Genomic DNA, 25,628 nt, shown 5'->3' on the forward strand with positions numbered 1-25,628 from the left:
GCCACCCTCGCGCCCGGCCTGTGCCGGGCCGTCTCTACAGACCGACCGCACCCGGTCCTGCGCAAGCAGGCCGGGTTTTTTTGCGCTACGGCGGTTCCGCGTGTCCCGGTCCACATCAAGGCTATCCCTAATGGTTGTCTGGACCGCAGATGGTGAATATCGAAACCTGCGTTCCGATCAAAAAGGGTTGTGACATGGGAATCAAGACATCGCTGGTTTTTTCTGCCCTGGTGTGGGGCTGTTCGGGGCTGGCCCTGGCCCAGAATGCGGCCGCGCCGCAGGACTATCCGCGCCGGCCCATCACCATGGTGATCCCGGCCGCAGCCGGGGGCGGCACCGACGTGGTGGGCCGCGTGCTGGCCGACGAACTGGGCAAGCGCCTGGGCCAGCCGGTGGTGGTGGACAACAAGAGCGGGGCTTCGGGCATGCTGGGCGCCAATGCGGTCGCGCGTGCGGCGCCTGATGGCTACACGGTGCTGGTGTCGTACTCCACGCCCGTGTTCTACGCGCACCACATGTTTTCCAAGGTGCCGTACGACATCCGCAAGGACTTCGAGTTCATCACCCAGATCGCTGCGACCAGCCTGGTGCTGATGGTCAATGCCAACGTGCCCGTCAAGAACATGAAGGAATTCATGGCCTGGGCGCAACAGAACAAGGGCAAGATCAACTACGGCTCGTACGGGACCGGCTCGCCCGGCCACCTGATGAGCGCCTACCTCAGCGACTCGCGCAAGCTGGAGATGACGCACGTGGCCTACAAGAGCGAGGCGCCGCACATCCAGGACCTATCTGCGGGCGTGGTCTCCTGGGGCATGGGCACGCTGGCCGCCGCGCAGCCGCAGATCAAGGCCGAGCGCCTGCGCCCGCTGGCGATCCTGGGCCCCCGGCGACTGGCCGATTTGCCCGACGTGCCCACGATGGCCGAGGCGGGCTTTCCCGACCCGGAGTTCAAGACCATCGCCTGGTTCACCATGCTGGCGCCGGCGGGCACGCCCAAGCCCATCCTGGCCCGCCTGGAGAAGGAGGCGGTGCAGATCATCCACTCCACCGCGATGAAGGCCCGCCTGCAGGTCTTCGGCCTGGAAGGGGTGGAAGGCGGGGCTGCACAGTTCCGCAAGGACTTTGAGGCGTCCAACCCCATCATCGATAAGCTGGTGAAAATATCCGGCGCCAAGCAGGACTGATGGAGGCGCACGGTCCTCGCGCAGTTCGTTGCAGGGTGGGCTAGGCAGGTCCAAAGAGGGCTCTGCAGCGTGAGGGCTGAGCCTGCTGAGCCCCTGCCGCACCCGATGGCAGCCAGGTCGGGTCGATAGCGCTGGCGGTGTCCAGGCAGCCACGGATAATGCAGGCGCCTTGCGCAAAGCCTATCGCCCCGTGGCCTCCTGGGCCCTCACACCATGCTGCGCTTCTTTCTTCTCTTTCTCGCCATCCAGTTATCGCTGTTTGGCATCAACATGCTGAACTGGGTGCAACAGCATCTGGTGTTGCCCTGGACGGCGCTGTTGGCCCGCATCTGCGCAGGGCTGGTCACCTGGTTTGATACCACGGCCGCTGCGCAGGGCAAGGTGCTGTGGAACACCCTCACGGGTTTTGGCGTGTCCATCGAACCGGGGTGCAACGGGATCGAGGCCTGCATCGTCCTGTTCGCGGCCGTGATCGCCTTTCCTTCCTCCTTGCGCCACAAACTGTTCGGCCTGGTCGCAGGCTTTGCTGCGGTGCAGGCACTGAACGTGGTGCGGGTGATCAGCCTCTTCTACCTGGGCCAGTGGAACACGGCGGTGTTCAACTTTGCGCACGAATTCCTGTGGCAGGGGCTCATCATGCTGGATGTGCTGATCGTCTGGCTGCTTTGGGTCCGTGCCGGTGCCAAGGCGCAGCCGCCCCAGGAAACGCCGCCACCCGATGAGCCGCCCGCACCGCCGATGCCGCTGGTGATGCCACGCCTGGACAAGGGCCATGGACAGGTGAGCACCTCGCTCGACCTGTCGCCGCGCTGAGCTCCCAGGCGCAGGAGGATTTCCCCGTGACAAAACCCGTGCAAACCGGAGCCCCTGCGCGCCGACCCTCCGTGCTCACGCGCTTTGTCCTATATGCCTTTGGCGCCATGATTGTGCTGACGCTGCTGTGGACCAAGGCCTCGCCATGGCTCTCCTACCCTGTGGCATGGCTCTCCCATGTGGCGCTGGAACAGGCGGCACCCATGTGGGTGCGCGGCGTACACCAGCAGCCGGGCCGCATGGAGGTGGACACCGCGGTGGAGATCGCCGTACCCAACTCCGGCGGGCGCCGGGCCGAAGTCACGCTGGAGGCCGACCCGGGCCGCTACGCCTATGGCCTGCCGATCTTTGCCGCCCTGCTGGTGGCGGCTTGGGGTGCCGCGCGTGCGCCGGGGCGGGCCTCCCGCGCGGCGCTGGGCTATGTCTTGCTGTTGCCGGCGCAGGCCTTCAGCCTGGTGATGTACCTGCTCATGCAACTGGCGGGTGCGGCGCAGTTCGATGTGCGGATGCTGCGAGTGGACCAGTGGCAGCTGGAGGCCATCGTCTACGGCTACCAGGTGGGCGTGCTGGTACTGCCCACGCTGGTGCCGGTGCTGGTCTGGCTCTGGCTGGACCGTCAGTTTTTCACCGATGTGATCGTGCGGGGCTGGAAGCAGTCCCTGGCTGCCTCGCCGGCCCCGCAGCGACCGGCTGGCTGACCGTCCTCAGGCGACCAGGGGTGGCTCCTGCATGGCCTCGATCTGCTCATGCAGCATGTCCACCTGGCCGCGCCAGTAGTCGCTGCTGCCGAACCAGGGAAAGTTGATCGGAAAGATCGGGTCGCTCCAGCGCCGCGCCAGCCACGCGCTGTAGTGGATCAGGCGCAGTGTGCGCAGCGGCTCGATGAGCGCGAGCTCGCGCCGATCGAAGTGGCGCAGCTGCTCGTAGCCGTCCAGCAGTGCCGATAGCTGTACTGTGCGCTGGCGGCGCTCGCCCGACAACAGCATCCACAGATCCTGCACGGCCGGGCCCATGCGCGCGTCGTCCAGGTCCACGAAATGCGGGCCGCCGTGGCCGGCGTCGTCCACGGGCGTCCACAGCACGTTGCCGGGGTGGCAGTCACCGTGCAGGCGGATGTTGCTCGCGTCTTTCAAGCCAAATTGGCCTGTAGCGCCCGATAGACAAGCGCCAGCAGCTATTAATTCGAGAGCTTGTTCGCAGGCATCGCGCCATGCCGTCTGTTGGTCCAGGGGAATGATCTGCGTGCCGATCAGCCAGTCGCGCGGCTCTTGGCCAAACGCCAGCAGGTCCAGCGCCGGGCGCTGCGCGAAGGGCCGGGCTGCGCCCACGTTGTGGATGCGTGCGAGGTAGCGGCCCAGCCACTCCAGCACCTCGAAGTCGTCGAGCTCGGGCGTGCGCCCGCCGCGCCAGGGACTGACGGCAAAGTCGAAGCCCGCATGCCGGTGCAGGCTGCGGCCGTGCAGCAGCAGGGGCGCGACCACGGGCACCTCGGCATCGGCCAGCTCCTGGGAGAAGGCGTGTTCCTCCAGGATCTGCGCCTCGCTCCAGCGCCCCGGCCGGTAGAACTTGGCCACCACGCGGCTGCCGTCTTCCAGCGTGGCCTGGTACACGCGGTTCTCGTAGGAGCCCAGGGCCATCAGCCGGCCGTCGCCATACAAGCCGACGCTGGCCAGCGCGTCCAGCACCAGGTCGGGCGTGAGGCTGGCGTAGGGGTGGAGCGTGTCATCGTTGTGGGGCGCGGTCATGGCGTGATTGTCACGCTTGCGGCAGCCCCGCGGGGTCACTGGCCCAGCGCGTCGAAAGGCAGTTGCTGCTTGACCAGGATGATGGTGCAGGGGGCATCCCGCGCCACACGGATGGGCACGGTGTCGATGAAGCGCTGCAACTGCAGCCCGTGCGTGGCGGCGCCCAGGATCATCATGCTCACGCGGTTGCCCTCGGCATAGCGGACCAGGGCCTGGGCCACGTCGCTGGCCTCCAGCACGTGGTAGCTGGCGCTGTGGCGCGACAGGTCCAGCCCCGCCGCCCACTGCTTGAGCCGCGCCAGGTGCGTGCGGTGCAGCATGGTCTCGCTGCGCGTGCTGTCGGACGTGCTGCTGGCCGAGGGCGAGATCACCGTCACGCAGGCCAGCCGCGCGCCGGGGCGTATGCCCAGCGAACGGGCAACCGCTTCGCGCAAGGAGTACAGCGTGGCGTCCGTCACGTCGTCGTGCGGCACTGCCACCATGAGGATAGGCACCTCGGCGATCTGGCGCGCCGGCAGCGGGCTGGGCTGGTAGTGCATGCCCGCAGCCTTGATCCAACGCTTGAAGTGCGCGCCCACGCCGGGCCCGCGCAGGCGCCGGCCGCGCTCGGTGATGGGCACCTGGTCGGGGTTGGCCAAGTCAAAGGCCAAGTGCGCGGCCGAAGGGTAGCGCTGCGCGGCTTCGGGTTCCAGACAGCGCAGGATCACCTCCTGCAGCCACTCGGGCAGGTCGGGGCGGTACTGGCGCGGCGGCGCAGGTGTCATCCACAGGCGCTGGCGCATGCCGCCCTGTGTGGTGGGCGAGCCGAAAGGCAGTTCGCCCGTGGCCATCTCGTAGAGCATGACGCCGATCGCGAAGATGTCGCTGCGCAGGTCGCCGCGCACGCCCACCACCTGCTCGGGCGCGATCCAGGTGGGTGAACCCACGGCCTGGCGCATTTCCTCGGCCAGCAGGTCGGGGTAGTGCGCGTGGCAGGACAGGCCGAAGTCCAGCAGCACCACGCTGCCGTCGGGGCGCAGCAGCACGTTGGCAGGCTTCAGGTCCAGGTGGCAGACGTTCTGCTGGTGGATGCTGTGTGCGGCCAGCGCCATGGCGCCGCCGATGCGGGCGATGGTCTCCGCGCTGCGCGCAGCGGTGTCGCCCGGCGGGCGATCGTCCAGCCAATGCTGCAGCGTATCGCCCTGCACGTATTCCATGACCAGGTAGGGCAGCCGCATCAGGTCACCCGCCGCCACGAAGCGCGGCGCGTGGTGGCCCGACAGCGTGGGCAGGATGGTCAGCTCGACCTCGAAACCTACGATGTTCTCAGCCCCGTCGCCTGCCGTCATGCGCGGGATCTTCATGGCCATGGGAAAGCCCGGGTCGCGTGACGCATTGGCATAGCCCACACGGTAGATGTGCGCCATGCCGCCCGCGTGGATGCACTCATGCACCACGAAGCCGTCGATCTCGGTGCCGGGCGTGAGCAGCTTCATGGGGCGGTGGTGCGTCTGGTCCTAGAGGGTGGAAAGGACGGCTCAGCGCCCGCGCTCCAGCCGGTCGGCAAAGAACGTAGGCAGACCGCTGGCGCGCACGGCGGCCGCGGCGGCGGCATGGTTGTAGGCCACGCGCTGGAAGGTGATGGTGGCGGCGTCCGGGTCGAACAGGGCATACATGGCGCGCGTGTCGCCATCGCGCGGCTGGCCGCACGAGCCGGCGATGGCCAGCCACTGGCGGTGCGGCGGCACGGGCACGGGCACGCCCGGCTGGGGCGAAAAACGCATCAGCTTGGCCGTGGGCGTGAGGAAGTACAGCGCCTGCTCATGCACGTGGCCGCAGAAGACGTAGCGGATGGCCGGGTCGATGCGCGTGGCGGCGGTCATGCAGCGCTCGGCGGCGTTGCTGTCGGTGATGTAGTGCCAGCGCTCGGGGCCGTCGGCGCTGGCGTGCACCAGCAGCGCGTCGGGCCCCAGGCGCTCGGTCAGCGGCAGGCCGGCCAGGAAGCCACGCTGGCGCTCGTCCAGGTGCGGATGGGTCCACTGTGCGCTCTGGTCGCCCAGGTTCTGGGCAACGGCGGGCGGGGCGAGGGCGGCCGCGTCATGGTTGCCGCGCACGCACAGTGCGCCCGCGGCGGCCAGTTGCATGGCCCGGTCGAGCACCGGGCCGGGGTCCGCGCCATAGCCCACCAGGTCGCCCAGCAGCGCGAACTGCTGTGCACCGTGTGCTCGCGCATGCTCCAGGCAAGCGTCGAAGGCGGGCAGGTTGGCGTGGATGTCGGACAGCAGGGCGATCTTCATGGCGCGGGCAATGCAGGCGAAGCGGGGGACAGACCGCGCATGATGAACCCGGAAGCTGAGCGCTCGCTTGCAATGGGTATCCCGCCAGACTAGGGAAAACGCGGAGAACCGTGCCGCCCGCTACGGTGCCTCAGGCCAGGGTCAGCGTCACGTCGATGTTGCCGCGTGTGGCGTTGGAGTAGGGGCAGACCTGGTGCGCGTCGTTGACCAACTGCTGCGCCTGGGCGCGGTCCATGCCGGGCAGGTGCACCTTCAGGCGTGCGGCGATGCCGTAGGCATTGGGGATCGTGCCCAGGTCCACCTCGGCGTCGATGGCCAAGTCCTGGGGCAGGGTCAGCTTTTGCTTCGCGGCGACGGCCTTGATGGCGCCGATGAAGCAGGCCGAGTAGCCGGCGGCGAAAAGCTGCTCGGGGTTGGTGCCCGTGCCGCTGCCGCCGGGCGAGGACAGCTGGACCTGCAGCCGTCCGTCATCGCTGCGCGATGCGCCGTCGCGCCCGCCGGTGGTGTGGGCGCGGGCGGTGTAGAGAACCTTGTCGAGCGTGGTCATGGGTGCATCCTTTCAGAGTGGAACAAAGGCCCCGCCAACGGGGGCATGAGGGAAAACGGTGTCAGGCCTGCGGCTGCACGAGCCGGTCTCGTAGCGCATGGAGCTGCGCGGTCAGGGCGCCAATGTCGGCGGGTGTGCACTGCGTGCGGGCCAGCACGCAGTGCGGGATGGGCTGGGCGCCATCACGCAGCGCACGCCCCTGGCCGGTGAGCGTGATGCGCACGCGGCGCTCGTCCTGCACGTCGCGCAGCCTCGCCAGCAAACCTGCGGATTCCAGGCGCTTGAGCAGCGGTGTGAGCGTGCCCGAGTCGAGGAACAGGCGCTCGCCCAGCTCGGAGACGGTGAGCCCGTCACGCTCCCACAGCGCCAACATCACCAGGTACTGCGGATAGGTCAGGCCCAGGGTGTCGAGCAGCGGCTTGTAGAGCTTGGTCATGGCCAACGACGCGGAATACAGCGCGAAGCACAGTTGGTTGTCCAGCAGTAGCTCGGGCGGGCTGGGCGGCGTGGCAGTGTTGCGGGAGGACATGGGCTCTATTATTGCCAGCAATTAAATTGATCACAATTTAATTGCTGGTTCCATCCAGTGCGGTAGGGAGATTGCGCGTTGTGCCAGCAGAAAGGGCGAGATGGCAGTAAGGAAGTTGATGCGCAAATGCTCCTCTTTTAGGAGTTTTTTGCGCAGATCCAGATTGGCCCGAAGGCCTATTTCTCCCTTTTTACCGCCTGCCGAGGCGCCTTGGAACGTCGGTCGCGCGTGCGATCCGGCGGTGCGGCTTGGTGGGTCGCCGCACTGCCATGGATGCGGTAGCGCTCTTGGTTTTGGCTATGGAGGTGACAGCGTGCAGACTTTGCGTGCCCGCATCGATCACGTACTCGCCGCAGCCGCCATGGACGAGCACTCGGCAGTGCTCAAGCTTGGCGCTTACGTCACCGCGCCGCGGGCATCCACGCGAATGATGCGCTCCACCACGCCGTGCGCCAGGCCACCACGCACGCCTATCAGGTAGTCATGCAGGTTCACCGTGGGGTCACAGTGGCCGGGTACCAGCCACAGCATGCGGCCCAGGGCCGGCAGGCGCGCCTTGGGGCCAGCTGCGTGCAGGACGCCGTGTTCGTCGCCGCCGTTGGCGTAGCGCAGGGCGCGTTCCGGCGGCAGGCCCCAGACCAGCGGCATGCCGGAGTCGACGGCGTGGCTCTTGTGTCCCGCGTCGCACACCACATGCGTGGGTCGTGCAGAGATCACCTGCGTCTTCACGAACAGCGCATGCTCGAAGGCGGGCTGGGCGCCTTCGCGTTCATTGGCGGCGTAGTCCGCGTCCATGAAGAGGAACGAGCCGGCCTGCAGTTCTCCATACACCCCGCTGGCGGCCTCGTGCACCAGCGTGCCGGTGCCGGAGCCCGTGACCAGCGGCACGGGCAGGCCCGCGGCCTCGATCAGCGCGCGGGTGTCGGCGGCGGCCTGCACTGCGTGGGCGATGGCTGCGCGCCGCTCGGCCGCGCCGCGCAGGTGCTGTGCGCTGCCGTGGTAAGCCTGCAGGCCCGCGAAATGCAGGCGCGGCTGGGCTGCCACGGCCTGGGCCAGGGCGAGCGCCGCCGGGCCGGGCGGCACGCCGCAGCGGCCCTGGCCGACGTCGATCTCCACGAACACGTCGATGCCGGCGTCGCTGCCTGCCACGCGCATGGCCTCGGACAGGCGGGTGATGCCTTCTTCGCTGTCCACCGCGATGGCCAGCCGGCCGCCGCGGGCGGCCAATTGCGCGGCCAGGCGTGCCGCGCGCAATAGTTTGGCTCCCCCCAGTACCTCGTTGCTGATGTACAGGTCGGCCACGCCGCCGGCGGCGAGCGCCTCGGCTTCGGACACCTTCTGCACGCAGTGGCCGCGCGCGCCGGCCTTTTCCAGTTGCAGGGCGATCTCTGCGCTCTTGTGCATCTTGGCGTGGGGTCGCCAGCGCACCTGGTGCTTGTGCGCGAATTCGGCCATGCGCTGGATGTTGCGCTCCATGGCATCCAGGTCGACGACGAGTGCGGGCGTGTCGATCAGGTCCACGCGCAGCCCGACGGTGGCGCGCAGATGTTCGGGCAGATGCTCAGGAGTGGATCTCATCGCGGCTCGCGTTCTCCAGGTGTTGCGTGTCGGCCCAGCCCACCAGGGTGAGGCCGTTGCCCTCGGTCCACAGCAGCCGGTTGATGGCGGCGTTGGTCAGCTGCCAGGTGCGTGGGGCCTGCAGGTCCAGCCGCGTGGCCAGGCGGTAGAGCACGTCCATCACCCCGCCATGGGCCACCAGCACGATCTGCTCGCCCGCGTGGCGCGCGGCAATGCCGTCCACCGTGACAGCAATGCGCTCGCGCAGCATGTCCAGCGACTCGCCGCCGCCGTCGGGCACGAAGTGGGGATCGCGCTTGCGCCAGCGCAGGGCCTGCTCGGGGGACTCGGTCTCTATCTGCTGGAAGGTGCGCCCCTGGAAGCTGCCAAAGCTGCGCTCGCGCAGGCCGGGCACGGGCGTGAGGGGCGCTCCCGTGGTGCGGGCCACGGCTTCGGCCGTGGCGTAGGCGCGCTGCAGGTCGCTGCTGTAGATGGCGGCCACCGCTTCGTCGGCCAGCGCCTGCCCTACCTGCCGGGCCTGCCACAGGCCGGTGTCGTTGAGCGGTATGTCCAGATGGCCCTGGATGCGGGTGTCCACATTCCAGGCGGTTTCGCCGTGGCGGATGGCGATGATGCGGGTGGCGTGCATGGAAAAGAGCGCAGGCGTGGGGTCAGAGCAGGGAACTGGCGTTGTCGAGCACGAAGTCGCAGGCCTTTTCCTTCAGGTCGCCCTTGAGGCGGTTCAGGTTGAACTGCTTGCCGTTGGAACCGCTGACCATGCCCGACAGGCCGCTCAGGTAGCCCTCGTCGCGGGGCTCGGGCTGGGCCGCGCCCAGGCCCATCTTGCCCAGCAGCTGCTGTTTGACCAGCGCGGCCTTGTCGGCATTCAGATAGTTGTTCTTCATGCAGTAGGTGATCACCCCGGCAGCGTTGCTGGGGGTGGCCGATCCACTCAAACCCATGGCGGACAGGGCCGACGGCGCAGCGCCCCCACCCAACATGCCGCCGAGCGTGGAGGGGCTGGCGCCCCCGCCGGTCGCGCCGCGCAGGGTGTCGCCCAGGCCGGATGCCTGGGCGACCAGGCTCACGGTGCCCAGGCAGGCGCACAGAACAAGGTGTCGGATGGAGCTTCGCATGGCGGGTCCTTTCAGGTCGGGGGGAGTCAGCGTTGTGGCGTGATTTCTGTGCGGACCTTGCGCTGGCCCGCTGGGGGGCGCGGGAAGCCGGTGAGCGCCTGGTCGAACAGCACGCCGTAGATGGCGGGATCATCCGTCCACACGTCCTCGTACACGGCCGAGGTTTCGTACACCACCTGCTGCGAAGCGGCGTCGCGCAGCATCAGACTGACCTTGCGGTGGTAGAGGGTGGGCGGGCCGTCCATCATCCAGCCCATGCCGCCAAAACCCCAGCCACCGCCGTAGCCCAGGCCCCAGCCGAAGCGGCCGTAGAACGGATCGGGCGCATAGGGCCAGTAGCGCGGCGTGGCGTAGCCGCCCTCGGCGCCGATCTGTGCAACCAGCCGTGGCTGGGTGTCGTCGCGGCGCAGGCCCACGCGCGCAAGCGCCTGTTCGGCCTGGGCCTCGATGGGTGCAAACGCTGCGGCCTGTGCCTGCTGCGAGGGCAGTCGCTCGAAGCGGTAGGTGGGCGGGCTGGGCAGGGCGCTGAGGGTGGAGAAGCTGCTGACGTCGCTCTCCACCAGGCGCGGACCGGCGCAGCCGGCCAGCAGCGCGGCCGCGGCGCACAGCGCAAGGGCAGGAATGTGGCGCAGGAAGGCCATGGCGGTATCTCCCCGGGGCATCAGGCCCCGCGCCTGTGATGGTACGGCGTTGCGCGGCGCTGCGTTCAGCCCAGTTGCACCACCTGCAGGCCGGGCAGCGCGGGTGCGACCGGAAATTCCTCGTGATCGAACGCCATGTCGCCATTCGGGTCGGCAATGCCGGTGGCCTTGGCGTTCTTGAAGTCGTGCAGGTGGGGGTCCATCAGGTGCGTGGTCACCACGTGGCCCATGGCGCGCAGCATGCTCTCGATGCGGCCCGGGAACTTCTTGTCCCATTCGCGCAGCATTTCGTTGACGGCCACGCGCTGCAGGCCGTCCTGGCTGCCGCACAGGTTGCAGGGAATGATGGGAAACTGCTGGTACTGCGCCCAGCGCGCCGTGTCCTTCTCGGGCACGTAGCACAGCGGTCGGATCACCACATGCTTGCCGTCGTCGCTGACCAGCTTCGGCGGCATGCCCTTCATGCGGCCGCCGTAGAACATATTGAGCATCAGCGTGGCGACGATGTCGTCGCGGTGGTGGCCCAGCGCCAGCTTGGTGCAGCCCAGGTCGTCCGCCACCTTGTAGAGGATGGCGCGGCGCAGGCGCGAGCACAGGCTGCAGGTGGTCTTGCCCTCGGGCACCACACGCTTGACGACGCTGTAGGTGTCCTGGTTCTCGATGTGGTACTGCACGCCGATGCTCTTGAAATAGTCCGGCAGCACATGCTCGGGGAAGCCGGGCTGCTTCTGGTCCAGGTTCACGGCCACGATGTCGAACTTCACCGGCGCGCGCTTTTGCAGCTTGCGAAGGATGTCCAGCAGCGTGTAGCTGTCCTTGCCGCCGGACATGCACACCATGATCTTGTCGCCTTCCTCGATCATGTTGAAGTCGGTGATGGCACGGCCCACCTCGCGGCACAGGCGCTTTTCCAGCTTGTGGGACTCACGCTCGATCTTGCGTGTGTCGGCGGCATCGGGCGCGGCATCTTCGCCGGCCCAGTCGGCGGCGGTGGGAAGGGTGTTGTTGGCGGTGTTCATGGGTTTACCACTGTCCTGTCTCGACGCGAATCGCGACTTCGCAGTCATCAAAAATTTCCAGTTTGGCGATCTTCACACGCACGCCCAGCACGCCGGGCAGCTGCATCAGCCGGTTGGCCAGCTTGCCGATCAGGCTCTCCAGCAGGTTCACATGCTCGGCCGTGCACTCGTCGATGATGATCTGGCGCACCTTGCGGTAGTCCAGCACGTGCTGGATGTCGTCGTCGCGCGGCGCCAGGGGCTGGGTGCCCAGGTTCAGCTCGGCGTCCACCTGGATGGGCTGGGGCGCGTTCTTTTCGTGCGCGAGGATGCCCAGGTTCGCGTCGAAGCGCAAACCGGTGAGCGTGAGGATCTGGGTGCCGGCGGCGGTGTGCATGGCGGGGCGTGCGGGGTTCACATCAGGGAGAAGTCGCGCTCGAAGCGCATCAGGTGCTGGCCGCCGTCCACCAGCAGCGTGGTGCCGGTGAGCGAGCGATTGTCCAGCGCGAAACGCACGGCGGCGGCCACGTCTTCCGGCGTGGACGAGCGGCCCAGCGGGCTCAGTGCGTGCATGCGCTCAAAGCGCTCGCCCGTCAGCAGATGGCTGGTGAGGGTGAGCCCCGGCGCCACGCCCACCACGCGCACACGCGGCGCGAGCGCCATGGCCAGCATGGTGCCGGCGGCTTCCAGCGCGGCCTTCGAGAGCGTGTAGCTCAGGAAGTCCGGGTTCTGGTTCCACAGCTTCTGGTCCAGCAGGTTCACCACCGCGCCTTGCACGTCGGCTTCGCCCGCGGCGGCGCGCTGCTCCAGATGGGCGTGCAGCGCCTGCGCCAGCAGCACGGGTGCGCCGGTGTTGCTGCGCAGGTGCTGCTCCAGCAGCGCGTAGCTGAAGCTGGCGGCCGTGTCGTGTTCGAACAGCGAGGCGCTGTTGACAACCGCATCCACCGCACCGAAGTGCGCCACCACGCGCGGCAACAGGGCGCGCACGGCCGCTTCATCGGCAAAATCAGCATCAAAATGGGCACTAGCGCGCGACAGTTCTGCGCAAGCAGCTACGGTTTCAAGAGCGTCCTGTTGCGAAGACCGGTAATGCACGGCCACCTGCCAGCCCCCGGCCGCCAGCGCCAGCGCAATGCTGCGGCCCAGGCGCCGGGCGGCGCCTGTCACCAGCACGGTGCGGGGGCGGGGAGGGGAGGTCATTGGGGGGACAATCGGGTGCGTGACGAGCAAACCCACAATTTTACCGAGCACCCTGCAGACCCATGTCGCCAAGGCCATTGCCGAGGCGGGAGGCTGGATCGGCTTCGACCGGTTCATGGCGCTGGCGTTGTACACGCCGGGCCTGGGCTATTACGCGGGCGACCTGCCAAAGTTCGGCGCCATGCCCGCCAGCGGCAGCGACTTCGTGACCGCGCCCGAGCTGTCCCCCGTCTTCGGCCGCGTGCTGGCCCGCCAGGTGCACGAGGCACTGGACGCCACCGCCACCGACGAGGTCTGGGAGTTTGGCGCCGGCAGCGGCGCGCTGGCCGCGCAGCTGCTGGGCGCGTTGGGCGACCGCGTGCGGCGCTACACCATCGTGGACCTGTCGGGCAGCCTGCGCGCACGCCAGCAGGCCACGCTGGCGGCCTGGGGCGACCGCGTGCACTGGGTCGACCGCCTGCCCGATCAGATGCAGGGCGTGGTGGTCGGCAATGAGGTGCTGGACGCCATGCCCGTGCAACTGCTGCAGCGCCGCGCGGGCCTGTGGCACGAGCGCGGCGTGGCCCTGAATGGCACGGAGGGTGGCTTCGTGTGGGAAGACCGTCCCACCCCGCTGCGCCCGCCGGTGGAGATCGACGGCCCGCACGACTACCTCACCGAGATCCACCCCCAGGGCGAGGCCTTCATGCGCACGCTGGCCCAGCACCTCGTGCGCGGCGCGGCCTTCCTGATCGATTACGGCTTTGGCGAGGACGAGTACTACCACCCCCAGCGGCACATGGGCACGCTGGTGTGCCACCGCGGGCACCAGGTGGATTCCGACCCGCTGGCGGACGTAGGCCTCAAGGACATCACCGCGCACGTCAACTTCACCGCGATGGCCCTGGCCGCGCAGGACGCGGGGCTGCAGGTGCTGGGCTACACGACGCAGGCGCACTTTCTCATCAACTGCGGTCTGCTATCCGAACTGGAGCGGCTGACGCAGGCCCAGCGCGCCCAAGCGGCCAAGTTGATGATGGAGCACGAGATGGGCGAGCTGTTCAAGGTGCTGGCCGTGGGCGCAGGCGCGCCGTGGCGGCCCATGGGCTTTGCGCAGGGCGACCGAAGCCACCGGCTCTGAGGTTTCTATAGATGTTTTGGTATTAAACAACCAAAAAAACAGTATTTTTAGAAATAAAAAGCGACACCTACAGTGACTGCACGTCTTCACCCACCGCTGCACAGGAGCTGTCACGATGTCCGCTTTACCCCACGATCCGGGCCTGCCCTCACAGGCATCGCAAGAGTTTGAGATCCGCCGCCTGCCGGCCCCGTTGGGCGCCGAAGTGCTCGGGCTGGACCTGGCCCAGCCGCTGAGCGATGCGGACTTCGACCGCATCCTGCGCGCGCACTGGGAGCATGTGGTGCTGGTCTTTCGCAACCAGCGCATCACGCCCGCGCAGCAGGTAGCCTTCAGCCGCCGCTTCGGGCCGCTGCAGATCCATGTGCAGCGCAAATTCGCGCTGCAGGGCCACCCCGAAGTGCTGGTGGTCTCCAACATCCGCGACGAGAACGGCGAACCCACCGGGCTGGGCGACGCGGGTTCGCTATGGCACTCGGACCTGTCGTACAAGGACAAGCCCAGCCTGGGCTCGCTGCTGCATGCGCAGGAGCTGCCCAATGTGGGCGGCGACACGCTGTTTGCCGACCAGTACGCCGCCTACGACGCGCTGCCCGAGGCCACCCAGCAGCGCATCGCCCCCCTGCGGGCGGAGCACAGCTACCTGGCACGCTATGAGGAACTGCGCCAGCGCAACCCCTGGCGCCCCCGGCTGACGCCCGCGCAGATCGCCGAGGTGGCGCCGGCCGTGCACCCCGTGGTGCGCACCCACCCGGCGACGGGGCGCAAGGCGCTGTTCGTGAGTGAGCACTTCACCACGCGCATCCTGGACCTGCCGGAGGAGGAGAGCCGCGCGCTGCTGCAGGAGCTGTTCGCTGCCAGCGTGCGGCCCGAATTCGTCTACCGCCACCAGTGGCAGCCGCACGACCTCGTGTTCTGGGACAACCGCGCGGTGCTGCACCTGGCCGCCGGCACCCCCGACACCGAGCGCCGCAAGCTCTACCGCACCACGGTAGAGGGCGACGCGCCCCGCTGATCCCGCCGCCCCTTCGCACACTCACCAATTGATAGCTGTTGGCGCTTGCCGGGCAAGCGCCAGGGCCACTTTTTGCCTGAAACAGGACAGAACCTATGACGACCCTCCCTTCCGCGACGCCCACACCGCAATCGCACAGCCCGGTGCACGGGCCCCTGCGCCATTTTTTTCTTCGTTTCCTGCGTCGCGCCACCCGCCGCGCTGCGGTGCTCTGCTCGGTCGCCGGCCTGCTGCTGGGCGCGCACGGTGTGGCCCAGGCGGCCGAGGGGCAATTGCGCATCGCCCAGCAGTTCGGCATCGTCTACCTGCTGCTGAACGTGGCGCAGGACCAGAAGCTCATCGAAAAGCACGGCAAGGCTGCGGGTGTGGACATCCGGGTCGAGTTCGTCAAGCTCTCGGGCGGCGCCGTGATCAACGATGCGCTGCTGGCCGGCTCCATCGACATCGCCGGCGCGGGCGTAGGCCCGCTGTTCACGCTGTGGGACCGCACGCGCGGCCGCCAGAATGTGAAAGGCGTGGCGTCGCTGGGCAACTTCCCGTACTACCTGGTGAGCAACAACCCAGCGGTCAAGACCATTGCCGACTTCACCGACCAGGACCGCATTGCGCTGCCGGCCGTGGGTGTGTCGGTGCAGTCGCGCATCCTGCAGCTGGCCTCCGCCCAGCGCTGGGGCGACCCGGCATTCAACCGCCTGGACAAGCTGCAGGTGGCCCTGCCGCACCCCGACGCGGCTGCGGCGATCATCAAGGGCGGCACCGAGATCACCGCGCACTTCGGCAACCCGCCCTTCCAGGAGCAGGAACTGGCCGCCAACCCGGCCGCGCACATCGTGCTCAAGTCCTATGACGTGCTGGGCGGGCCGGCCTCGGCCACGGTGCTCTACGCCACGGAGAAATTCCGCAACGAAAGCCCCAAGACCTACCGCGCGCTGCTGGACGCGCTGGACGAGGCGGCGCGCTTCATTGCCGCGCAGCCCGAGCAAGCGGCCGACATCTACCTGCGCACCCACGGCGGCAACACCGACCGGCAGCTGCTGCTGCAGGTGCTGAAGAACCCCGAGGTGCAGTTCCAGATCCGCCCGCAGAACACGCTGGGGCTGGGGCAGTTCCTGCACCGCGTGGGCGCGCTCAAGCACCAGCCCGTGGCGCTGCAGGACTACTTCTTCGACGACCCGCGCATTGCAGGAGGCAACTGATGCGCACCGTATTCCAGGGTGAAGCGAGTGGCGCGCCCGCCTGGGGCGGCCTGCCCGGCCCCATTGCAGGCCATCAGCCAGCAGCCCATCCGGCCAGCCACCCAGCCAGTGCGGCCCCAGCAGCACCTGCACCGCTGTTGCAGGTGCAGGGTGTGAGCCTCGACTACCGCACGCATGAGCGCGTGGTGCGCGCCACCCACCGCGTGTCGTTCGACGTGCATGCGGGCGAGCGCTATGTGCTGCTGGGCGCGTCGGGCTGCGGCAAGTCCACGCTGCTCAAGTCCATTGCCGGGTTCATCGCGCCTGCCGAGGGTACGGTGCGCCTGCAGGGCCGGGCGGTCGCCGCGCCGGGGCCCGACCGCGTGGTGGTGTTCCAGGAGTTTGACCAGCTGCCGCCCTGGAAGACCGTGCGCGAGAACGTGATGTTTCCGCTGCTGGCCTCGCGCCGCGCCACGCGCGCCGAGGCGGCCGAACGCGCCGCGCTGTACCTGGACAAGGTGGGCCTGGCACGGTTTGCCGACGTGCACCCGCACCAGCTGTCGGGCGGCATGAAGCAGCGCGTGGCCATCGCCCGCGCGCTGGCCATGCAGCCCCAGGTGCTGCTGATGGACGAGCCCTTTGCGGCGCTGGACGCGCTCACGCGCCGGCGCATGCAGGAGGAGCTGCTGGCGCTGTGGGACGAGTTGCGCTTCACGCTGGTGTTCGTCACTCATTCCATCGAGGAAGCGCTGGTGGTGGGCAGCCGCATCGCCATTCTCTCGCCGCACCCCGGGCGCCTGCGTGCCGAGATCAACTGCCACCAGTACGGTCTGCACAGCGCGGGCAGCGCCGATTTCCAGGCCACCGCGCAGCGGGTGCATGCGCTGCTGTTCGATGAGCCTGTGCACGGCGCCGCACCTTCCGATGCCCCGCACGCGCCTGTTCCGCCCACCTTCGCCTGACCTCTGCCCATGAGCCTTCCAACCTCTTCCGTCTCCGCGGCGCCCTTCGCGCTGCACCCGCCCGTGCGCCCCGAAGTGCTGCACACCCTGCCCCCGCTCGGACGCGTGGCGCCCGCGCAGCCGCTGCCGCTGGGCCGCCGCCTCTGGCAGCAGGGCGCGCTGCGCAAGGCGCTGATCCTCGCCGTGCTGGCGCTGCTGTGGGAAGGCGTTGCGCGCTGGCAGGACAACGACCTGCTGCTGCCCACCTTCCTGCAGACCGCGCAGGCCTTCGCACAGGGCGTGGCTTCGGGCGAGCTGCTGCACAAGACGGCACTGTCGCTGGCCGTGCTGCTCAAGGGCTACCTCGCGGGCATCGCCTGTGCCTTCGTGCTCACCACGCTGGCCGTGTCCACGCAACTGGGACGCGACCTGCTGTCCACGCTCACGGCCATGTTCAACCCGCTGCCGGCGATCGCGCTGCTGCCGCTGGCGCTGCTGTGGTTCGGCCTGGGGCAGGGCAGCCTGGTCTTCGTGCTGGTGCATTCCGTGCTGTGGCCGCTGGCGCTCAACACCTACGCGGGCTTTCAAGGCGTGCCCGAAACGCTGCGCATGGCGGGGCGCAACTACGGCCTGAAGGGCCTGCGCTACGTGTTGCAACTGCTGGTGCCCGCGGCGCTGCCGTCCATCCTGTCGGGGTTGAAGATCGGCTGGGCCTTCGCCTGGCGCACGCTGATCGCGGCGGAACTGGTGTTCGGCGCGTCTTCGGGGCAGGGCGGCCTGGGCTGGTACATCTTCCAGAACCGCAATGAGCTCTACACAGACAAGGTCTTCGCGGGCCTCGCCATGGTGATCGCCATCGGCCTGGCGGTGGAGAACCTGGGCTTTCACACGCTGGAGCGCCTGACGGTGCGACGCTGGGGCGTGCAGCGCTAGGGCCTGTGAACACTAGGGAAGGGGATCGCGTTGCCTCGCAAAGGGGGTGGATGCAAGGCACTTGCGCGCCGCAAGGCTCGTGCCTTGCAAGCGCGGGCAACGCCGCAGACGGCCCCTTTGCGAGGCAACCCGAAGGGAAGCTCATGACAGCCCCCCTCGGTGTTGCGTTCCTTGTGCGTGCGGGCGCACGCACTGCGTCACGCGCCTTGATGGGCAGGCTGTCATGAGCTTCGCGACTCCTTCCATCACAGGCCCTAGCGGCACGCCACGCGGGCTGCAGGCGCCTACACTCGGCCCATGCTGCGCTGGCTTCTCGTCGTCTTCCTCGCCCTGGTGCTCATCAACGGGCTCACCCCCTGGCTGCGCCGCCTGGGGCTGGGCCGGCTGCCGGGGGATTTTCAGTTCCGCCTCTTCGGGCGCGACTGGTTCATTCCGCTGGCCAGCACCGTGCTGCTGAGCTTCCTGCTCAGCCTAGCGGTCAAATGGTTGTGAGTCTTTTATGGCGCTAGCCCTTGCTGGACAAGCGCGAGCAGCTATCAATTGAGATAAACGTTTTTGCCCTACAGCCGAGGCGGCCGCGGTTGCGCCATGATGGGCCCCATGCCGCAGCAACCTCCTACCTCCCAGTCGCCGGGCCTGCATGCCGGCGTGGACATTGGCGGCACCAAGGTGGCCGTGTGCCTGGCGGACCCTGCCAACGGCAGCGGGCCGCCGGTGTTGCTCACACGCGTGGCGGAGCCCACCGCCAAGACCGGTGCGCCGGATGCGCTGGCCCAGCAGGTGCTTCGGCTGCTGGATGCCGCCTGCACGCAGCAGGGCATCACGCGTTCGGATCTGGCGGGCGTGGGCGTGGCGTCCTGCGGGCCGTTCGTGCGGAGTGCGGGCATGGTCGAAGTCGTCAACCCCAACATCTGCGGAGGGCTCGCTGGTGCGCCGCGTGGCCTGGGCAACGACTGGACCCGGGTGCCGCTGCAGGCGCCGTTGGCGCAGGCGCTGGGGGCAGACCGCGTGCATGTTGCCAACGATGCCGTCGCCGCGCTGCAGGCCGAGCGGCTGTGGGGAGCGCTGCGGGGGGAGGACGATTGCGCCTACGTGACCTGGAGCACCGGCATCGGCGTCGGCCTGTGCGTGGACGGCTGCGTGCTGCGCGGAAAGAACGGCAACGCGGGCCATGCCGGCCACAGCTACGTGGGCGACCCCGACGCGGGCAGCGACGTGGCGCTGTGCGGCTGCGGCAACCAGGGCGATGTGGAGTCGCTCGTCGCGGGCAGTGCGCTGCCGCGCCGACTGGGCCGGGAGGCGCCCGCGCTGATGGCGGCGGCGGACGAGGGTGACGCGGCCGCGCTGGCCGAAGTGCAGGCGCTGTGCGTGCTGATGGGACGGCTGCTGTACAACCTGGTGGCCACGTTGGACGTGCGGCGCATCAGCCTGGGCGGTGCCGTGTTTCTGCACCACCAGGCGCTGCTGCTGCCGCTGCTGCGTGCGCAGCTGGCGCGCTACTTCCCCGCGCTCACCGCCGGGGTAGAGCTGGTGCCCGCGGGGCTGGGCGCCCAGGTGGGCGACTACGCGGCGTTGGCTCTGCTGCAGCAGCCGGGCTGAACTCCACAGCTGCAGCCTTGACCGGCTGGGGCGTGGAGGGGCCGCTGCGCGCAGGACGCGTGCACCCAGACAACCCTCAAGTGGCTGCCACGGCCCCAGCCGGCGCGGTGGCCGGCGGCGCAGCCTCGTCGCGCAGCGCCTGCAGGAAGCTGTTGCGCCACCAGTGCACGTCATGGCGCCGGATGCGTTCCATGAGCCGTTCATGGCGCCACTGGCGCTCGGACAGCGGCATGCGCAGCGCGGTCTGGATCGCGTCGGCCATGCCCTGGGTGTCGTAGGGGTTGACCAGCAAGGCCTCCTTGAGTTGCTCGGCCGCGCCGGCAAAGCGCGACAGCACCAGCACGCCCGGGTCCTCGGGCTCTTGCGCCACCACGTATTCCTTGGCCACCAGGTTCATGCCGTCGCGCAGCGGCGTGACCAGCCCCACGCGTGCCGCGCGGCACAGGCCGGGCACGCGCTTGCGCGCGACGGTGCGGTGGATGTAGCGCAGCGGCATCCAGTCCAGGTCGCCGTAGTCGCCGTTGATGGCGCCGCACAGGCCCTCCAGCTCCTGGCGCAGGTCGGCATAGGCGTGCACGTCGTCGCGCGAGGGCGAGGCGATCATCACCAGTGTGGCGCTGTGCTCGTTCTCGGGGTAGCGTTCCAGCAGTTGGCGGAAGGCGCGCACGCGGTGCGGGATACCCTTGGAGTAGTCCAGCCGGTCAATGCCCAGCAGCAGCTGGCGGCGTGAATACTCGGCGCGCAGGGCTTCGCAGGTCTGCACGGCGTCGGGTGCGCGGCCCAGGCGCTGGAACTCCTGCACATCGATGCCGATGGGGAAGGCCGCCACGCGCACGGTGGCGTTGAAGGCGCGCAGGCGCTGGCCGTCCAGCTCTTGCGCATGGGCTTCGTTGACCATGTAGCGTGTGAAGTGGACGACGTCGGCCTCGCTTTGCAGGCCCACCAGGTCGTAGGCAAAGAACGAACGCATCAGCCACTCGTGTTGCGGCAGCGCCGCGAGGATGAGCGGCGGCGGAACGGGCACATGCAGGAAAAATCCGATGCGCTGGCGGCAACCCAGCGCACGCAGCTCCGCCGCCAGCGGGATCAGGTGGTAGTCGTGCACCCAGATCACGTCGTCCTCGCGCAGCAGCGGCAACAGCTTGCGCGCGAACATCTGGTTCACGCGGCGGTAGCCCTCGCTGTAATTGGCGCTGAAGTCGGCCAGGTCCAGCCGGTAGTGCAGCACCGGCCACAGCACGCTGTTGGCGTAGCCCTGGTAGTAGGCCGCGTGGTCCGCCTGGCACAGGTCCACGGTGGCCAGGGTCACGTTGCCGGCCTGGTGTGTTTGCAGCGCACCTTCGCCGGGCGTGCCGTCCGGGGTGACCGTGCCGCTCCAGCCGAACCACAGGCCGCCCGTGCGTGCCAGCGCGTCGCCCAGGGCCACGGCCAGGCCGCCGGCAGCGCTTTTGCGCGGGTCGGCCAGGCGGTTGGAGATGACGACGAGTCGGCTCATGCAGGAAGCTCCAGGTCAGATCACGCTGTCCCAGGGTGCGGACAGCCGCATGGCGGCATTGATGATGCCCACCATGGAATAGGTTTGAGGGAAGTTGCCCCACATCTCGCCCGTGGCGGCGTGGGTGTCTTCGGACAGCAGCCCCAACGGGTTGCGCACGGCCAGCATGGCCTCGAAGATCTCCTGCGCCTGCTCGCGCCGGCCGGTGCGCGCCAGCGCATCGATGCGCCAGAAGGTGCAGATGTTGAACGCGGTCTCGGGCTTGCCGAAATCGTCCGCGGCTTCGTAGCGGCGCATGAAGGGGCCGTCGCACAGCGTGTGTTCCATGGCGTCCAGCGTGCTCACGAAGCGCGGGTCGGTGGGGTGGATCAGGCCCACCTCTGCCATCAGCAGCACGCTGGCGTCCAGTTCGCTGCCGTCAAAGCTCTCAGCAAACACCTGGCGCTTGGCGTGCCACGAGCGCTCCAGGATCTCGCCATGCATGCGCTGCGCATGCTGCTGCCAGTAATGGGCGCGCTCGGGCAGTTGCAGTGCGCGTGCGATCTTGGCCAGCCGGTCGCAGGCCGCCCAGCTCATGAGGGCTGACGAGGTGTGGATGCGCGCGCGCGTGCGCAGCTCCCACATGCCCGCGTCGGGCTTGCCGTACACCTGCACGGCCAGCTCGCCCACGCGCTCCAGGCGCTCGAACTCCGCGGCGCCGGCGGGGTGCAGCAGCCGCCGGTCGTGGAAGGACTGCGCCGCGCCCAGCACGATGTTGCCGTACACGTCGTGCTGGAAGTGCTCCGCCGCTTGGTTGCCCACGCGCACCGGGCCCATGCCGCGGTAGCCGGCCAAGTGGGGCAGGACGGATTCGGGCAGCTCGTGCTCCAGCCCGATGCCGTACAGCGGCTGAATGTGGCCGCTGCCGGTTTTGGCCACGATGTTGCCGAGCCAGCGCAGGTAGTCCTCCATGGTGCCCACTTCCGACAGGCTATTGAGCGCGCGCACCACGAAGAACGCGTCGCGCAGCCAGCAGTAGCGGTAATCCCAGTTGCGGCCGCTGTGCGCCGATTCGGGGATGCTCGTGGTCATCGCCGCGACGATGGCGCCCGTGTCCTCGAACAGCGACATCTTCAGCGTGATGGCCGAGCGGATCACGGCCTCCTGCCACTGCAGCGGCAGATGCAGGCGCTGGGTCCAGTGCTTCCAGTACGACACGGTCTCTTGCTCATAGTGGCGTGCGGTGTCGCCAATGCCGCCGGAGAGCGTTTCGTCTGCACCGAGCAGGAAGTTGTATTCGCGCCCCGCTACAAAGGGTTCGCCCGAGAGCACGTAGGCCACGGGCGCGTCGGTGTTCAGCCGCAGCGTGAAGTCGCCCCCCACGTAGCGGATATGGTTGCTGCCGCGCGTGAGGGCGGGCTGGGCCATGCCCCAGTCGTAGCGCGGCTGTACCAGCACGCGGATGCGCGGTGCCCCCCGCACCGGTCGCACGCGGCGCACCAGCATCACGGGGCGAAAGGCGCGAGAACGTGCGAAGAAGCGCGGGCAGAAGTCGGTCACCTCCAGGCAATTGCCATGCACGTCGGTCAGGTGTGTGCGCAGCACGGCGGTATTGGGCTCGTACCACTGCTCGCTGCGGGCGAAGTCTTCCAGCTCGATGGCGAAGCGGCTGCCATCGGGGCCGGGCTGGACCAGCGCATTGAACACCGGGTCGCCGTCAAAGCGTGGCATGCAGCTCCAGACGATGCAGGCGCGCGCATCCACCAGCGCGCTGATGGTGCAATTGCCGATCATTCCCAGCGCCAGCGACGGTGCGGCCATGGCGGTGGCGCCCACGTGAGGTGCTTTGCTCGTCATGTGATCTCCTCGCCCACGGCGTGCTGCAGCCATTGGCGTACGGCAGCAGGTGTGGCCAGCCGCGCGTGGGCGCGCGTCGCGCCTTCGCCCACCTTGATGCCCAGGCCCCCCAGCGACTGTGCGGCGGCAAAGCCGGCTTCGTCCGTCACATCGTCACCCACGAACAGCGGCGCGCGCCCGGCGAAGGGGGCCAGGCGCATGAAGTCCGTGATCGCACGGCCTTTGTCCGGCCCCACGGGCTTGACCTCGTACACGAACTTGCCGTGCAGCAACTCGGCGCCCGGCACCTCGCGCAGCGCCTGTGTGATCGCCTGCAGACACAACGCCTGCAGTTGCGGCGCCTGTCGGTAGTGCAGCGCCAGGCCGGCGCTCTTGGCCTCCAGCAGCAGCTCGGGGTGCTGCGCCATCAGCGGGCGCAGCGCGGCCAGCAGCGGCTGCAGTGGCAGCGCCGGCAGGCCGCCGCTGCGCCCGTTGCCCAGGCGGTACTGCGCGCCATGCTCGCAGGCCACGGGCAGGCGCAGTGGGTCCAAAAAATGGTCGATGTCGGCCATGGTGCGGCCGGTGACGATGGCCAGCGCCCCCTCCAGCCGCACATGCAGTGCTTGCAGGCAGTCCACCACGCCGGGTGGCAGCTGCACGGCATGCGGCTGTGCGGCAATGTCGGCCAGCGTGCCGTCGAAGTCGAGGAACAGGGCGTGGCGGGAAGTCGGCAAAGGCGGCGTGGGCATCGCCTGCAACCTTAACCCTGCACGCGCGCGGCCACTGTAGGCCGGCTACCCGCAGGGCCGTAGGCATTGAAAACCTGACCCCTTACCCGCAATTGCCTGGTTTCGCCAACCCCCGCGAGGCCCTGCCCATGAGTTCCCCCGAAGCACTGCACGTCGTCTGCCCCCACTGCCACACCACCAACCGCGTGCAGGCCGCGCAACTGGGCAGTGCGCCCGACTGCGGCAGCTGCCATCGGCCATTGTTCACGGGTGAGCCGCTGGCGCTGGATGCGGCCAGCTTCGACCGGCATGTGGCGCGCAGCCATCTGCCGGTGGTGGTGGACTTCTGGGCGCCGTGGTGCGGCCCCTGCCGCCAGATGGCGCCAGCCTTCGCTCAGGCTGCGCGCGAGTTGGAGCCGCGCGTGCGGCTGGCCAAGCTGGATACCGAGGCGCACCCCGCGATCGCGGCGCGCTACGGCATCCGCAGCATCCCGACGATGATCCTGTTTCGCGGCGGACAGGAGGCAGCGCGCATCTCTGGTGCGCTGGGTGCGGCCGATATCGCGCGCTGGGTGCAGTCGGTGTAAGGCGCTGCGGAACCAACCCTCGTGTGGCGCTCGCCCCTGTTGTGGGGCCGCGGCGCTGACGATTCGCCATACGAATGGCTGTTGCTGCGTACCCGCGGCCAATCCTCACCGGGAATCCTCACCAGGGCCAGGCACCACAGGTGCTCAGCCAGCGTTGCCCTGAGGCTCTGGGGCAGGCTGCGCGGTGGCATGAAGCCAGTCGGCCACGGCCTGTACGCGGGCGGCGTGAATCATCTCGCCCACCTTGGGGCCGCTCAGGCCCAGTTGCGCAGCGTGCGCAGCCACGCTGCTGGTGGTGACCGACTGCACGGCCGCGAGCGCGGCGTTGATGCGCGCGCGCTGCGGGTAGGGCCGATCGGCAAAACCCAGGCGTCCGCGCGCATCGCATTCACAGGCCAGCAGGATCTCGTCCAGCCGCGCGGGTTTGCGGATGGCGTCGCAGCGCTCCAGCAGGCGCACCAGCGCGGCCGCGCCCAGGTCGCCGCTGCGGTGGATGTTGCCGTGCTCGCGCGCCACCACGTCGGCCAGTTCGCGGCATTCCACCGGCACGCGCAAGCGTTCGCACACGGCCTTGAGCAGCCGCGCGCTGCGCTGCTCATGGCCGATATGGCGTGGCAGCACGTCGTGCGGCGTGGTGCCTTTTCCCAAGTCGTGCGTGAGGCAGGCGAAGCGCACGGTGAGCGGGGCCTGCAAATGGGCTGCCATGTCCAGCACCATCATCAGGTGCACGCCGGTGTCCACCTCGGGGTGGTACTCGGGGCGCTGGGGTACGCCCCACAGGCGCTCGACCTCGGGCAGCACCACGGCCAGCGCGCCACAGTCGCGCAGCACGTCGAACATGCGCGAGGGCTGCGGCTCCATGAGCCCGCGCGCCAGCTCCTGCCACACGCGCTCGGGCACCAGGTGGTCGGCCTCGCCGTCGTGCACCATCTCGCGCATGAGCTGCATCGTCTCGGGCGCTACGGTGAAGTCGGTGAAACGCGCCGCAAAGCGCGCCACGCGCAGGATACGCACCGGGTCCTCGCGGAAGGAGTCGGTCACATGGCGCAGTACCCGCGCTTGCAGGTCGCGCGCGCCGCCATAAGGGTCAAACAGGTCTTCAGCGCCCGTCCAGTCAGCGCTGGCAGCTATTGCATTGATAGTAAGGTCGCGCCGTGACAGGTCTTCTTCCAGTGTCACGTCGGGCGACGTCTGCACCACGAAGCCGCGGTAGCCGCGCCCGCTCTTGCGCTCGGTGCGCGCCAGCGCGTATTCCTCGCGCGTCTCGGGGTGGAGGAAGACGGGGAAGTCGCGCCCCACGGGCAGGTAGCCGCGTGCCACCATGTCGTCGGGCGTGGCGCCGACGACGACCCAGTCGTGGTCATTGACGGGGCGGCCCAACAGCCGGTCGCGCACGGCGCCGCCCACCATGTAAATCTGCATGGGGGCAGTGTATTCAACCTGGAATCGGCCGCTGTCCGCACGTCATCGCCAGGACTGCCGCCCCGCTGGACGAGGCAGGGCGCAGGTGGTGGTAGCCGACGCATTCTTCGCAGCGCAGATCGTCCTCGTCGATGCCGGCGTCGTCCGCCGCGCGCAGCGTGCGACCACG

General features: G+C 68.7%; 27 protein-coding genes. 11 read left to right on the plus strand and 16 right to left on the minus strand.

Annotated elements, in window-relative coordinates:
• Window positions 1-194 precede the first annotated feature (194 nt).
• The 3 genes from QY917_RS16225 to QY917_RS16235 all read left to right on the plus strand — a co-directional run bounded on the left by QY917_RS16225 (window position 195) and on the right by QY917_RS16235 (window position 2,698).
• The gene (locus tag QY917_RS16225) at window positions 195-1,187 is read left to right on the plus strand and encodes a tripartite tricarboxylate transporter substrate binding protein (protein ID WP_011803936.1); all 993 of its coding nucleotides are present in this window, start codon (window positions 195-197) and stop codon (window positions 1,185-1,187) included.
• A gap of 213 nt (window positions 1,188-1,400) precedes the next feature.
• A complete protein-coding gene (gene xrtH, locus QY917_RS16230) occupies window positions 1,401-2,000 on the plus strand; it encodes an exosortase H (RefSeq protein ID WP_123674893.1) in 600 nt (199 codons plus the stop codon).
• 26 nt (window positions 2,001-2,026) lie between these two features.
• Window positions 2,027-2,698, plus strand: a complete 672-nt coding sequence (locus tag QY917_RS16235) for an exosortase H-associated membrane protein (RefSeq protein ID WP_123674894.1) — start codon at window positions 2,027-2,029, stop codon at window positions 2,696-2,698.
• Between the two features lie 6 nt (window positions 2,699-2,704).
• Here the strand turns inward: QY917_RS16235 and QY917_RS16240 are convergent, their stop codons facing one another.
• From QY917_RS16240 to QY917_RS16295, 12 genes are all read right to left on the minus strand, one after another.
• On the minus strand, window positions 2,705-3,745 hold the full coding sequence (locus tag QY917_RS16240) for a serine/threonine protein kinase (RefSeq protein ID WP_123674895.1): 1,041 nt from the start codon (window positions 3,743-3,745) through the stop codon (window positions 2,705-2,707).
• A gap of 35 nt (window positions 3,746-3,780) precedes the next feature.
• Window positions 3,781-5,220 (minus strand): bifunctional serine/threonine-protein kinase/universal stress protein, encoded by a 1,440-nt coding sequence (locus QY917_RS16245; RefSeq protein ID WP_123674896.1) that lies wholly within the window; start codon window positions 5,218-5,220, stop codon window positions 3,781-3,783.
• A 42-nt stretch (window positions 5,221-5,262) separates the two neighbouring features.
• Entirely contained in the window at window positions 5,263-6,021 is a 759-nt protein-coding gene (locus QY917_RS16250) for a metallophosphoesterase (protein ID WP_088887743.1), read from the minus strand.
• Window positions 6,022-6,151: 130 nt separating this feature from the next.
• Complete coding sequence (locus tag QY917_RS16255; RefSeq protein ID WP_011803942.1) at window positions 6,152-6,568, minus strand: organic hydroperoxide resistance protein; 417 nt, start codon at window positions 6,566-6,568, stop codon at window positions 6,152-6,154.
• Between the two features lie 61 nt (window positions 6,569-6,629).
• Window positions 6,630-7,097 carry a MarR family winged helix-turn-helix transcriptional regulator gene (locus QY917_RS16260; protein ID WP_123674897.1) on the minus strand — a complete coding sequence of 156 codons (468 nt, stop codon included), beginning with the start codon at window positions 7,095-7,097 and terminating at the stop codon, window positions 6,630-6,632.
• A 396-nt stretch (window positions 7,098-7,493) separates the two neighbouring features.
• A complete protein-coding gene (locus QY917_RS16265; RefSeq protein ID WP_123674898.1) occupies window positions 7,494-8,675 on the minus strand; it encodes a DSD1 family PLP-dependent enzyme in 1,182 nt (393 codons plus the stop codon).
• A complete protein-coding gene (locus tag QY917_RS16270; protein WP_011803951.1) occupies window positions 8,659-9,303 on the minus strand; it encodes a histidine phosphatase family protein in 645 nt (214 codons plus the stop codon). The genes QY917_RS16265 and QY917_RS16270 overlap by 17 nt, the downstream gene beginning before the upstream one ends.
• Window positions 9,304-9,325: 22 nt before the next feature.
• The gene (locus QY917_RS16275; RefSeq protein WP_123674899.1) at window positions 9,326-9,790 is read right to left on the minus strand and encodes a DUF2501 domain-containing protein; all 465 of its coding nucleotides are present in this window, start codon (window positions 9,788-9,790) and stop codon (window positions 9,326-9,328) included.
• Between the two features lie 26 nt (window positions 9,791-9,816).
• The gene (locus QY917_RS16280) at window positions 9,817-10,452 is read right to left on the minus strand and encodes a DUF4136 domain-containing protein (protein WP_234305518.1); all 636 of its coding nucleotides are present in this window, start codon (window positions 10,450-10,452) and stop codon (window positions 9,817-9,819) included.
• Window positions 10,453-10,496: 44 nt separating this feature from the next.
• Window positions 10,497-11,450 carry a tRNA 2-thiocytidine(32) synthetase TtcA gene (gene ttcA, locus QY917_RS16285; RefSeq protein WP_011803954.1) on the minus strand — a complete coding sequence of 318 codons (954 nt, stop codon included), beginning with the start codon at window positions 11,448-11,450 and terminating at the stop codon, window positions 10,497-10,499.
• Window positions 11,451-11,454: 4 nt separating this feature from the next.
• Window positions 11,455-11,826, minus strand: a complete 372-nt coding sequence (locus QY917_RS16290) for a dihydroneopterin aldolase (protein WP_011803955.1) — start codon at window positions 11,824-11,826, stop codon at window positions 11,455-11,457.
• Between the two features lie 17 nt (window positions 11,827-11,843).
• Window positions 11,844-12,629, minus strand: a complete 786-nt coding sequence (locus tag QY917_RS16295; protein WP_123674900.1) for an SDR family oxidoreductase — start codon at window positions 12,627-12,629, stop codon at window positions 11,844-11,846.
• Between the two features lie 10 nt (window positions 12,630-12,639).
• Between QY917_RS16295 and QY917_RS16300 the strand changes: the two genes are divergently transcribed.
• From QY917_RS16300 to QY917_RS16330, 7 genes are all read left to right on the plus strand, one after another.
• Complete coding sequence (locus QY917_RS16300) at window positions 12,640-13,749, plus strand: class I SAM-dependent methyltransferase (RefSeq protein ID WP_123675236.1); 1,110 nt, start codon at window positions 12,640-12,642, stop codon at window positions 13,747-13,749.
• A 115-nt stretch (window positions 13,750-13,864) separates the two neighbouring features.
• Window positions 13,865-14,764, plus strand: a complete 900-nt coding sequence (locus QY917_RS16305; protein ID WP_123674901.1) for a TauD/TfdA family dioxygenase — start codon at window positions 13,865-13,867, stop codon at window positions 14,762-14,764.
• 95 nt (window positions 14,765-14,859) lie between these two features.
• The gene (locus QY917_RS16310; RefSeq protein WP_302077956.1) at window positions 14,860-15,960 is read left to right on the plus strand and encodes an ABC transporter substrate-binding protein; all 1,101 of its coding nucleotides are present in this window, start codon (window positions 14,860-14,862) and stop codon (window positions 15,958-15,960) included.
• The gene (locus tag QY917_RS16315; RefSeq protein WP_123674902.1) at window positions 15,960-16,901 is read left to right on the plus strand and encodes an ABC transporter ATP-binding protein; all 942 of its coding nucleotides are present in this window, start codon (window positions 15,960-15,962) and stop codon (window positions 16,899-16,901) included. The genes QY917_RS16310 and QY917_RS16315 overlap by 1 nt, the downstream gene beginning before the upstream one ends.
• A 9-nt stretch (window positions 16,902-16,910) precedes the next feature.
• On the plus strand, window positions 16,911-17,813 hold the full coding sequence (locus QY917_RS16320; protein ID WP_012655545.1) for an ABC transporter permease: 903 nt from the start codon (window positions 16,911-16,913) through the stop codon (window positions 17,811-17,813).
• Window positions 17,814-18,110: 297 nt separating this feature from the next.
• Window positions 18,111-18,305, plus strand: coding sequence for a DUF2905 domain-containing protein (locus tag QY917_RS16325; protein WP_011803958.1), 195 nt, complete (start codon window positions 18,111-18,113; stop codon window positions 18,303-18,305).
• Between the two features lie 96 nt (window positions 18,306-18,401).
• On the plus strand, window positions 18,402-19,412 hold the full coding sequence (locus tag QY917_RS16330; protein ID WP_123674903.1) for an ROK family protein: 1,011 nt from the start codon (window positions 18,402-18,404) through the stop codon (window positions 19,410-19,412).
• A 76-nt stretch (window positions 19,413-19,488) separates the two neighbouring features.
• Here the strand turns inward: QY917_RS16330 and otsA are convergent, their stop codons facing one another.
• Genes otsA through otsB form a run of 3 tightly spaced genes read right to left on the minus strand, consistent with a single transcriptional unit; the run spans window position 19,489 to window position 23,471 of the window.
• On the minus strand, window positions 19,489-20,907 hold the full coding sequence (otsA, locus tag QY917_RS16335) for an alpha,alpha-trehalose-phosphate synthase (UDP-forming) (protein ID WP_123674904.1): 1,419 nt from the start codon (window positions 20,905-20,907) through the stop codon (window positions 19,489-19,491).
• A gap of 15 nt (window positions 20,908-20,922) precedes the next feature.
• Complete coding sequence (locus tag QY917_RS16340; RefSeq protein ID WP_123674905.1) at window positions 20,923-22,743, minus strand: glycoside hydrolase family 15 protein; 1,821 nt, start codon at window positions 22,741-22,743, stop codon at window positions 20,923-20,925.
• Window positions 22,740-23,471, minus strand: a complete 732-nt coding sequence (otsB, locus tag QY917_RS16345; RefSeq protein WP_011803962.1) for a trehalose-phosphatase — start codon at window positions 23,469-23,471, stop codon at window positions 22,740-22,742. Before otsB ends, QY917_RS16340 begins: the two co-directional genes overlap by 4 nt.
• A gap of 128 nt (window positions 23,472-23,599) precedes the next feature.
• On the opposite strand from otsB, the gene trxC reads away from it, so the two are divergent.
• Entirely contained in the window at window positions 23,600-24,037 is a 438-nt protein-coding gene (gene trxC / locus QY917_RS16350) for a thioredoxin TrxC (RefSeq protein WP_012655549.1), read from the plus strand.
• A 144-nt stretch (window positions 24,038-24,181) separates the two neighbouring features.
• Here the strand turns inward: trxC and QY917_RS16355 are convergent, their stop codons facing one another.
• The gene (locus QY917_RS16355) at window positions 24,182-25,459 is read right to left on the minus strand and encodes a multifunctional CCA addition/repair protein (protein ID WP_123674906.1); all 1,278 of its coding nucleotides are present in this window, start codon (window positions 25,457-25,459) and stop codon (window positions 24,182-24,184) included.
• Window positions 25,460-25,628: the final 169 nt, after the last annotated feature.

This window comes from Diaphorobacter sp. C33, from assembly GCF_030503915.1.
Taxonomy (GTDB): domain Bacteria; phylum Pseudomonadota; class Gammaproteobacteria; order Burkholderiales; family Burkholderiaceae_C; genus Diaphorobacter; species Diaphorobacter nitroreducens.

What these genes read in the sequence shown, in the direction of transcription:
- QY917_RS16355 (WP_123674906.1), bottom strand. Translation starts at nt 25,459, where the DNA reads ATGCAGATTTACATGGTGGGCGGCGCCGTGCGCGACCGGCTGTTGGGC.
- QY917_RS16255 (WP_011803942.1), bottom strand. Translation starts at nt 6,568, where the DNA reads ATGACCACGCTCGACAAGGTTCTCTACACCGCCCGCGCCCACACCACC.
- QY917_RS16290 (WP_011803955.1), bottom strand. Translation starts at nt 11,826, where the DNA reads ATGCACACCGCCGCCGGCACCCAGATCCTCACGCTCACCGGTTTGCGC.
- QY917_RS16275 (WP_123674899.1), bottom strand. Translation starts at nt 9,790, where the DNA reads ATGCGAAGCTCCATCCGACACCTTGTTCTGTGCGCCTGCCTGGGCACC.
- QY917_RS16250 (WP_088887743.1), bottom strand. Translation starts at nt 6,021, where the DNA reads ATGAAGATCGCCCTGCTGTCCGACATCCACGCCAACCTGCCCGCCTTC.
- QY917_RS16340 (WP_123674905.1), bottom strand. Translation starts at nt 22,743, where the DNA reads ATGACGAGCAAAGCACCTCACGTGGGCGCCACCGCCATGGCCGCACCG.
- QY917_RS16325 (WP_011803958.1), top strand. Translation starts at nt 18,111, where the DNA reads ATGCTGCGCTGGCTTCTCGTCGTCTTCCTCGCCCTGGTGCTCATCAAC.
- QY917_RS16280 (WP_234305518.1), bottom strand. Translation starts at nt 10,452, where the DNA reads ATGCCCCGGGGAGATACCGCCATGGCCTTCCTGCGCCACATTCCTGCC.
- QY917_RS16315 (WP_123674902.1), top strand. Translation starts at nt 15,960, where the DNA reads ATGCGCACCGTATTCCAGGGTGAAGCGAGTGGCGCGCCCGCCTGGGGC.
- QY917_RS16320 (WP_012655545.1), top strand. Translation starts at nt 16,911, where the DNA reads ATGAGCCTTCCAACCTCTTCCGTCTCCGCGGCGCCCTTCGCGCTGCAC.
- QY917_RS16225 (WP_011803936.1), top strand. Translation starts at nt 195, where the DNA reads ATGGGAATCAAGACATCGCTGGTTTTTTCTGCCCTGGTGTGGGGCTGT.
- xrtH (WP_123674893.1), top strand. Translation starts at nt 1,401, where the DNA reads ATGCTGCGCTTCTTTCTTCTCTTTCTCGCCATCCAGTTATCGCTGTTT.
- QY917_RS16295 (WP_123674900.1), bottom strand. Translation starts at nt 12,629, where the DNA reads ATGACCTCCCCTCCCCGCCCCCGCACCGTGCTGGTGACAGGCGCCGCC.
- trxC (WP_012655549.1), top strand. Translation starts at nt 23,600, where the DNA reads ATGAGTTCCCCCGAAGCACTGCACGTCGTCTGCCCCCACTGCCACACC.
- otsA (WP_123674904.1), bottom strand. Translation starts at nt 20,907, where the DNA reads ATGAGCCGACTCGTCGTCATCTCCAACCGCCTGGCCGACCCGCGCAAA.
- QY917_RS16245 (WP_123674896.1), bottom strand. Translation starts at nt 5,220, where the DNA reads ATGAAGCTGCTCACGCCCGGCACCGAGATCGACGGCTTCGTGGTGCAT.
- QY917_RS16310 (WP_302077956.1), top strand. Translation starts at nt 14,860, where the DNA reads ATGACGACCCTCCCTTCCGCGACGCCCACACCGCAATCGCACAGCCCG.
- QY917_RS16330 (WP_123674903.1), top strand. Translation starts at nt 18,402, where the DNA reads ATGATGGGCCCCATGCCGCAGCAACCTCCTACCTCCCAGTCGCCGGGC.
- otsB (WP_011803962.1), bottom strand. Translation starts at nt 23,471, where the DNA reads ATGCCCACGCCGCCTTTGCCGACTTCCCGCCACGCCCTGTTCCTCGAC.
- ttcA (WP_011803954.1), bottom strand. Translation starts at nt 11,450, where the DNA reads ATGAACACCGCCAACAACACCCTTCCCACCGCCGCCGACTGGGCCGGC.
- QY917_RS16270 (WP_011803951.1), bottom strand. Translation starts at nt 9,303, where the DNA reads ATGCACGCCACCCGCATCATCGCCATCCGCCACGGCGAAACCGCCTGG.
- QY917_RS16260 (WP_123674897.1), bottom strand. Translation starts at nt 7,097, where the DNA reads ATGTCCTCCCGCAACACTGCCACGCCGCCCAGCCCGCCCGAGCTACTG.
- QY917_RS16265 (WP_123674898.1), bottom strand. Translation starts at nt 8,675, where the DNA reads ATGAGATCCACTCCTGAGCATCTGCCCGAACATCTGCGCGCCACCGTC.
- QY917_RS16240 (WP_123674895.1), bottom strand. Translation starts at nt 3,745, where the DNA reads ATGACCGCGCCCCACAACGATGACACGCTCCACCCCTACGCCAGCCTC.
- QY917_RS16305 (WP_123674901.1), top strand. Translation starts at nt 13,865, where the DNA reads ATGTCCGCTTTACCCCACGATCCGGGCCTGCCCTCACAGGCATCGCAA.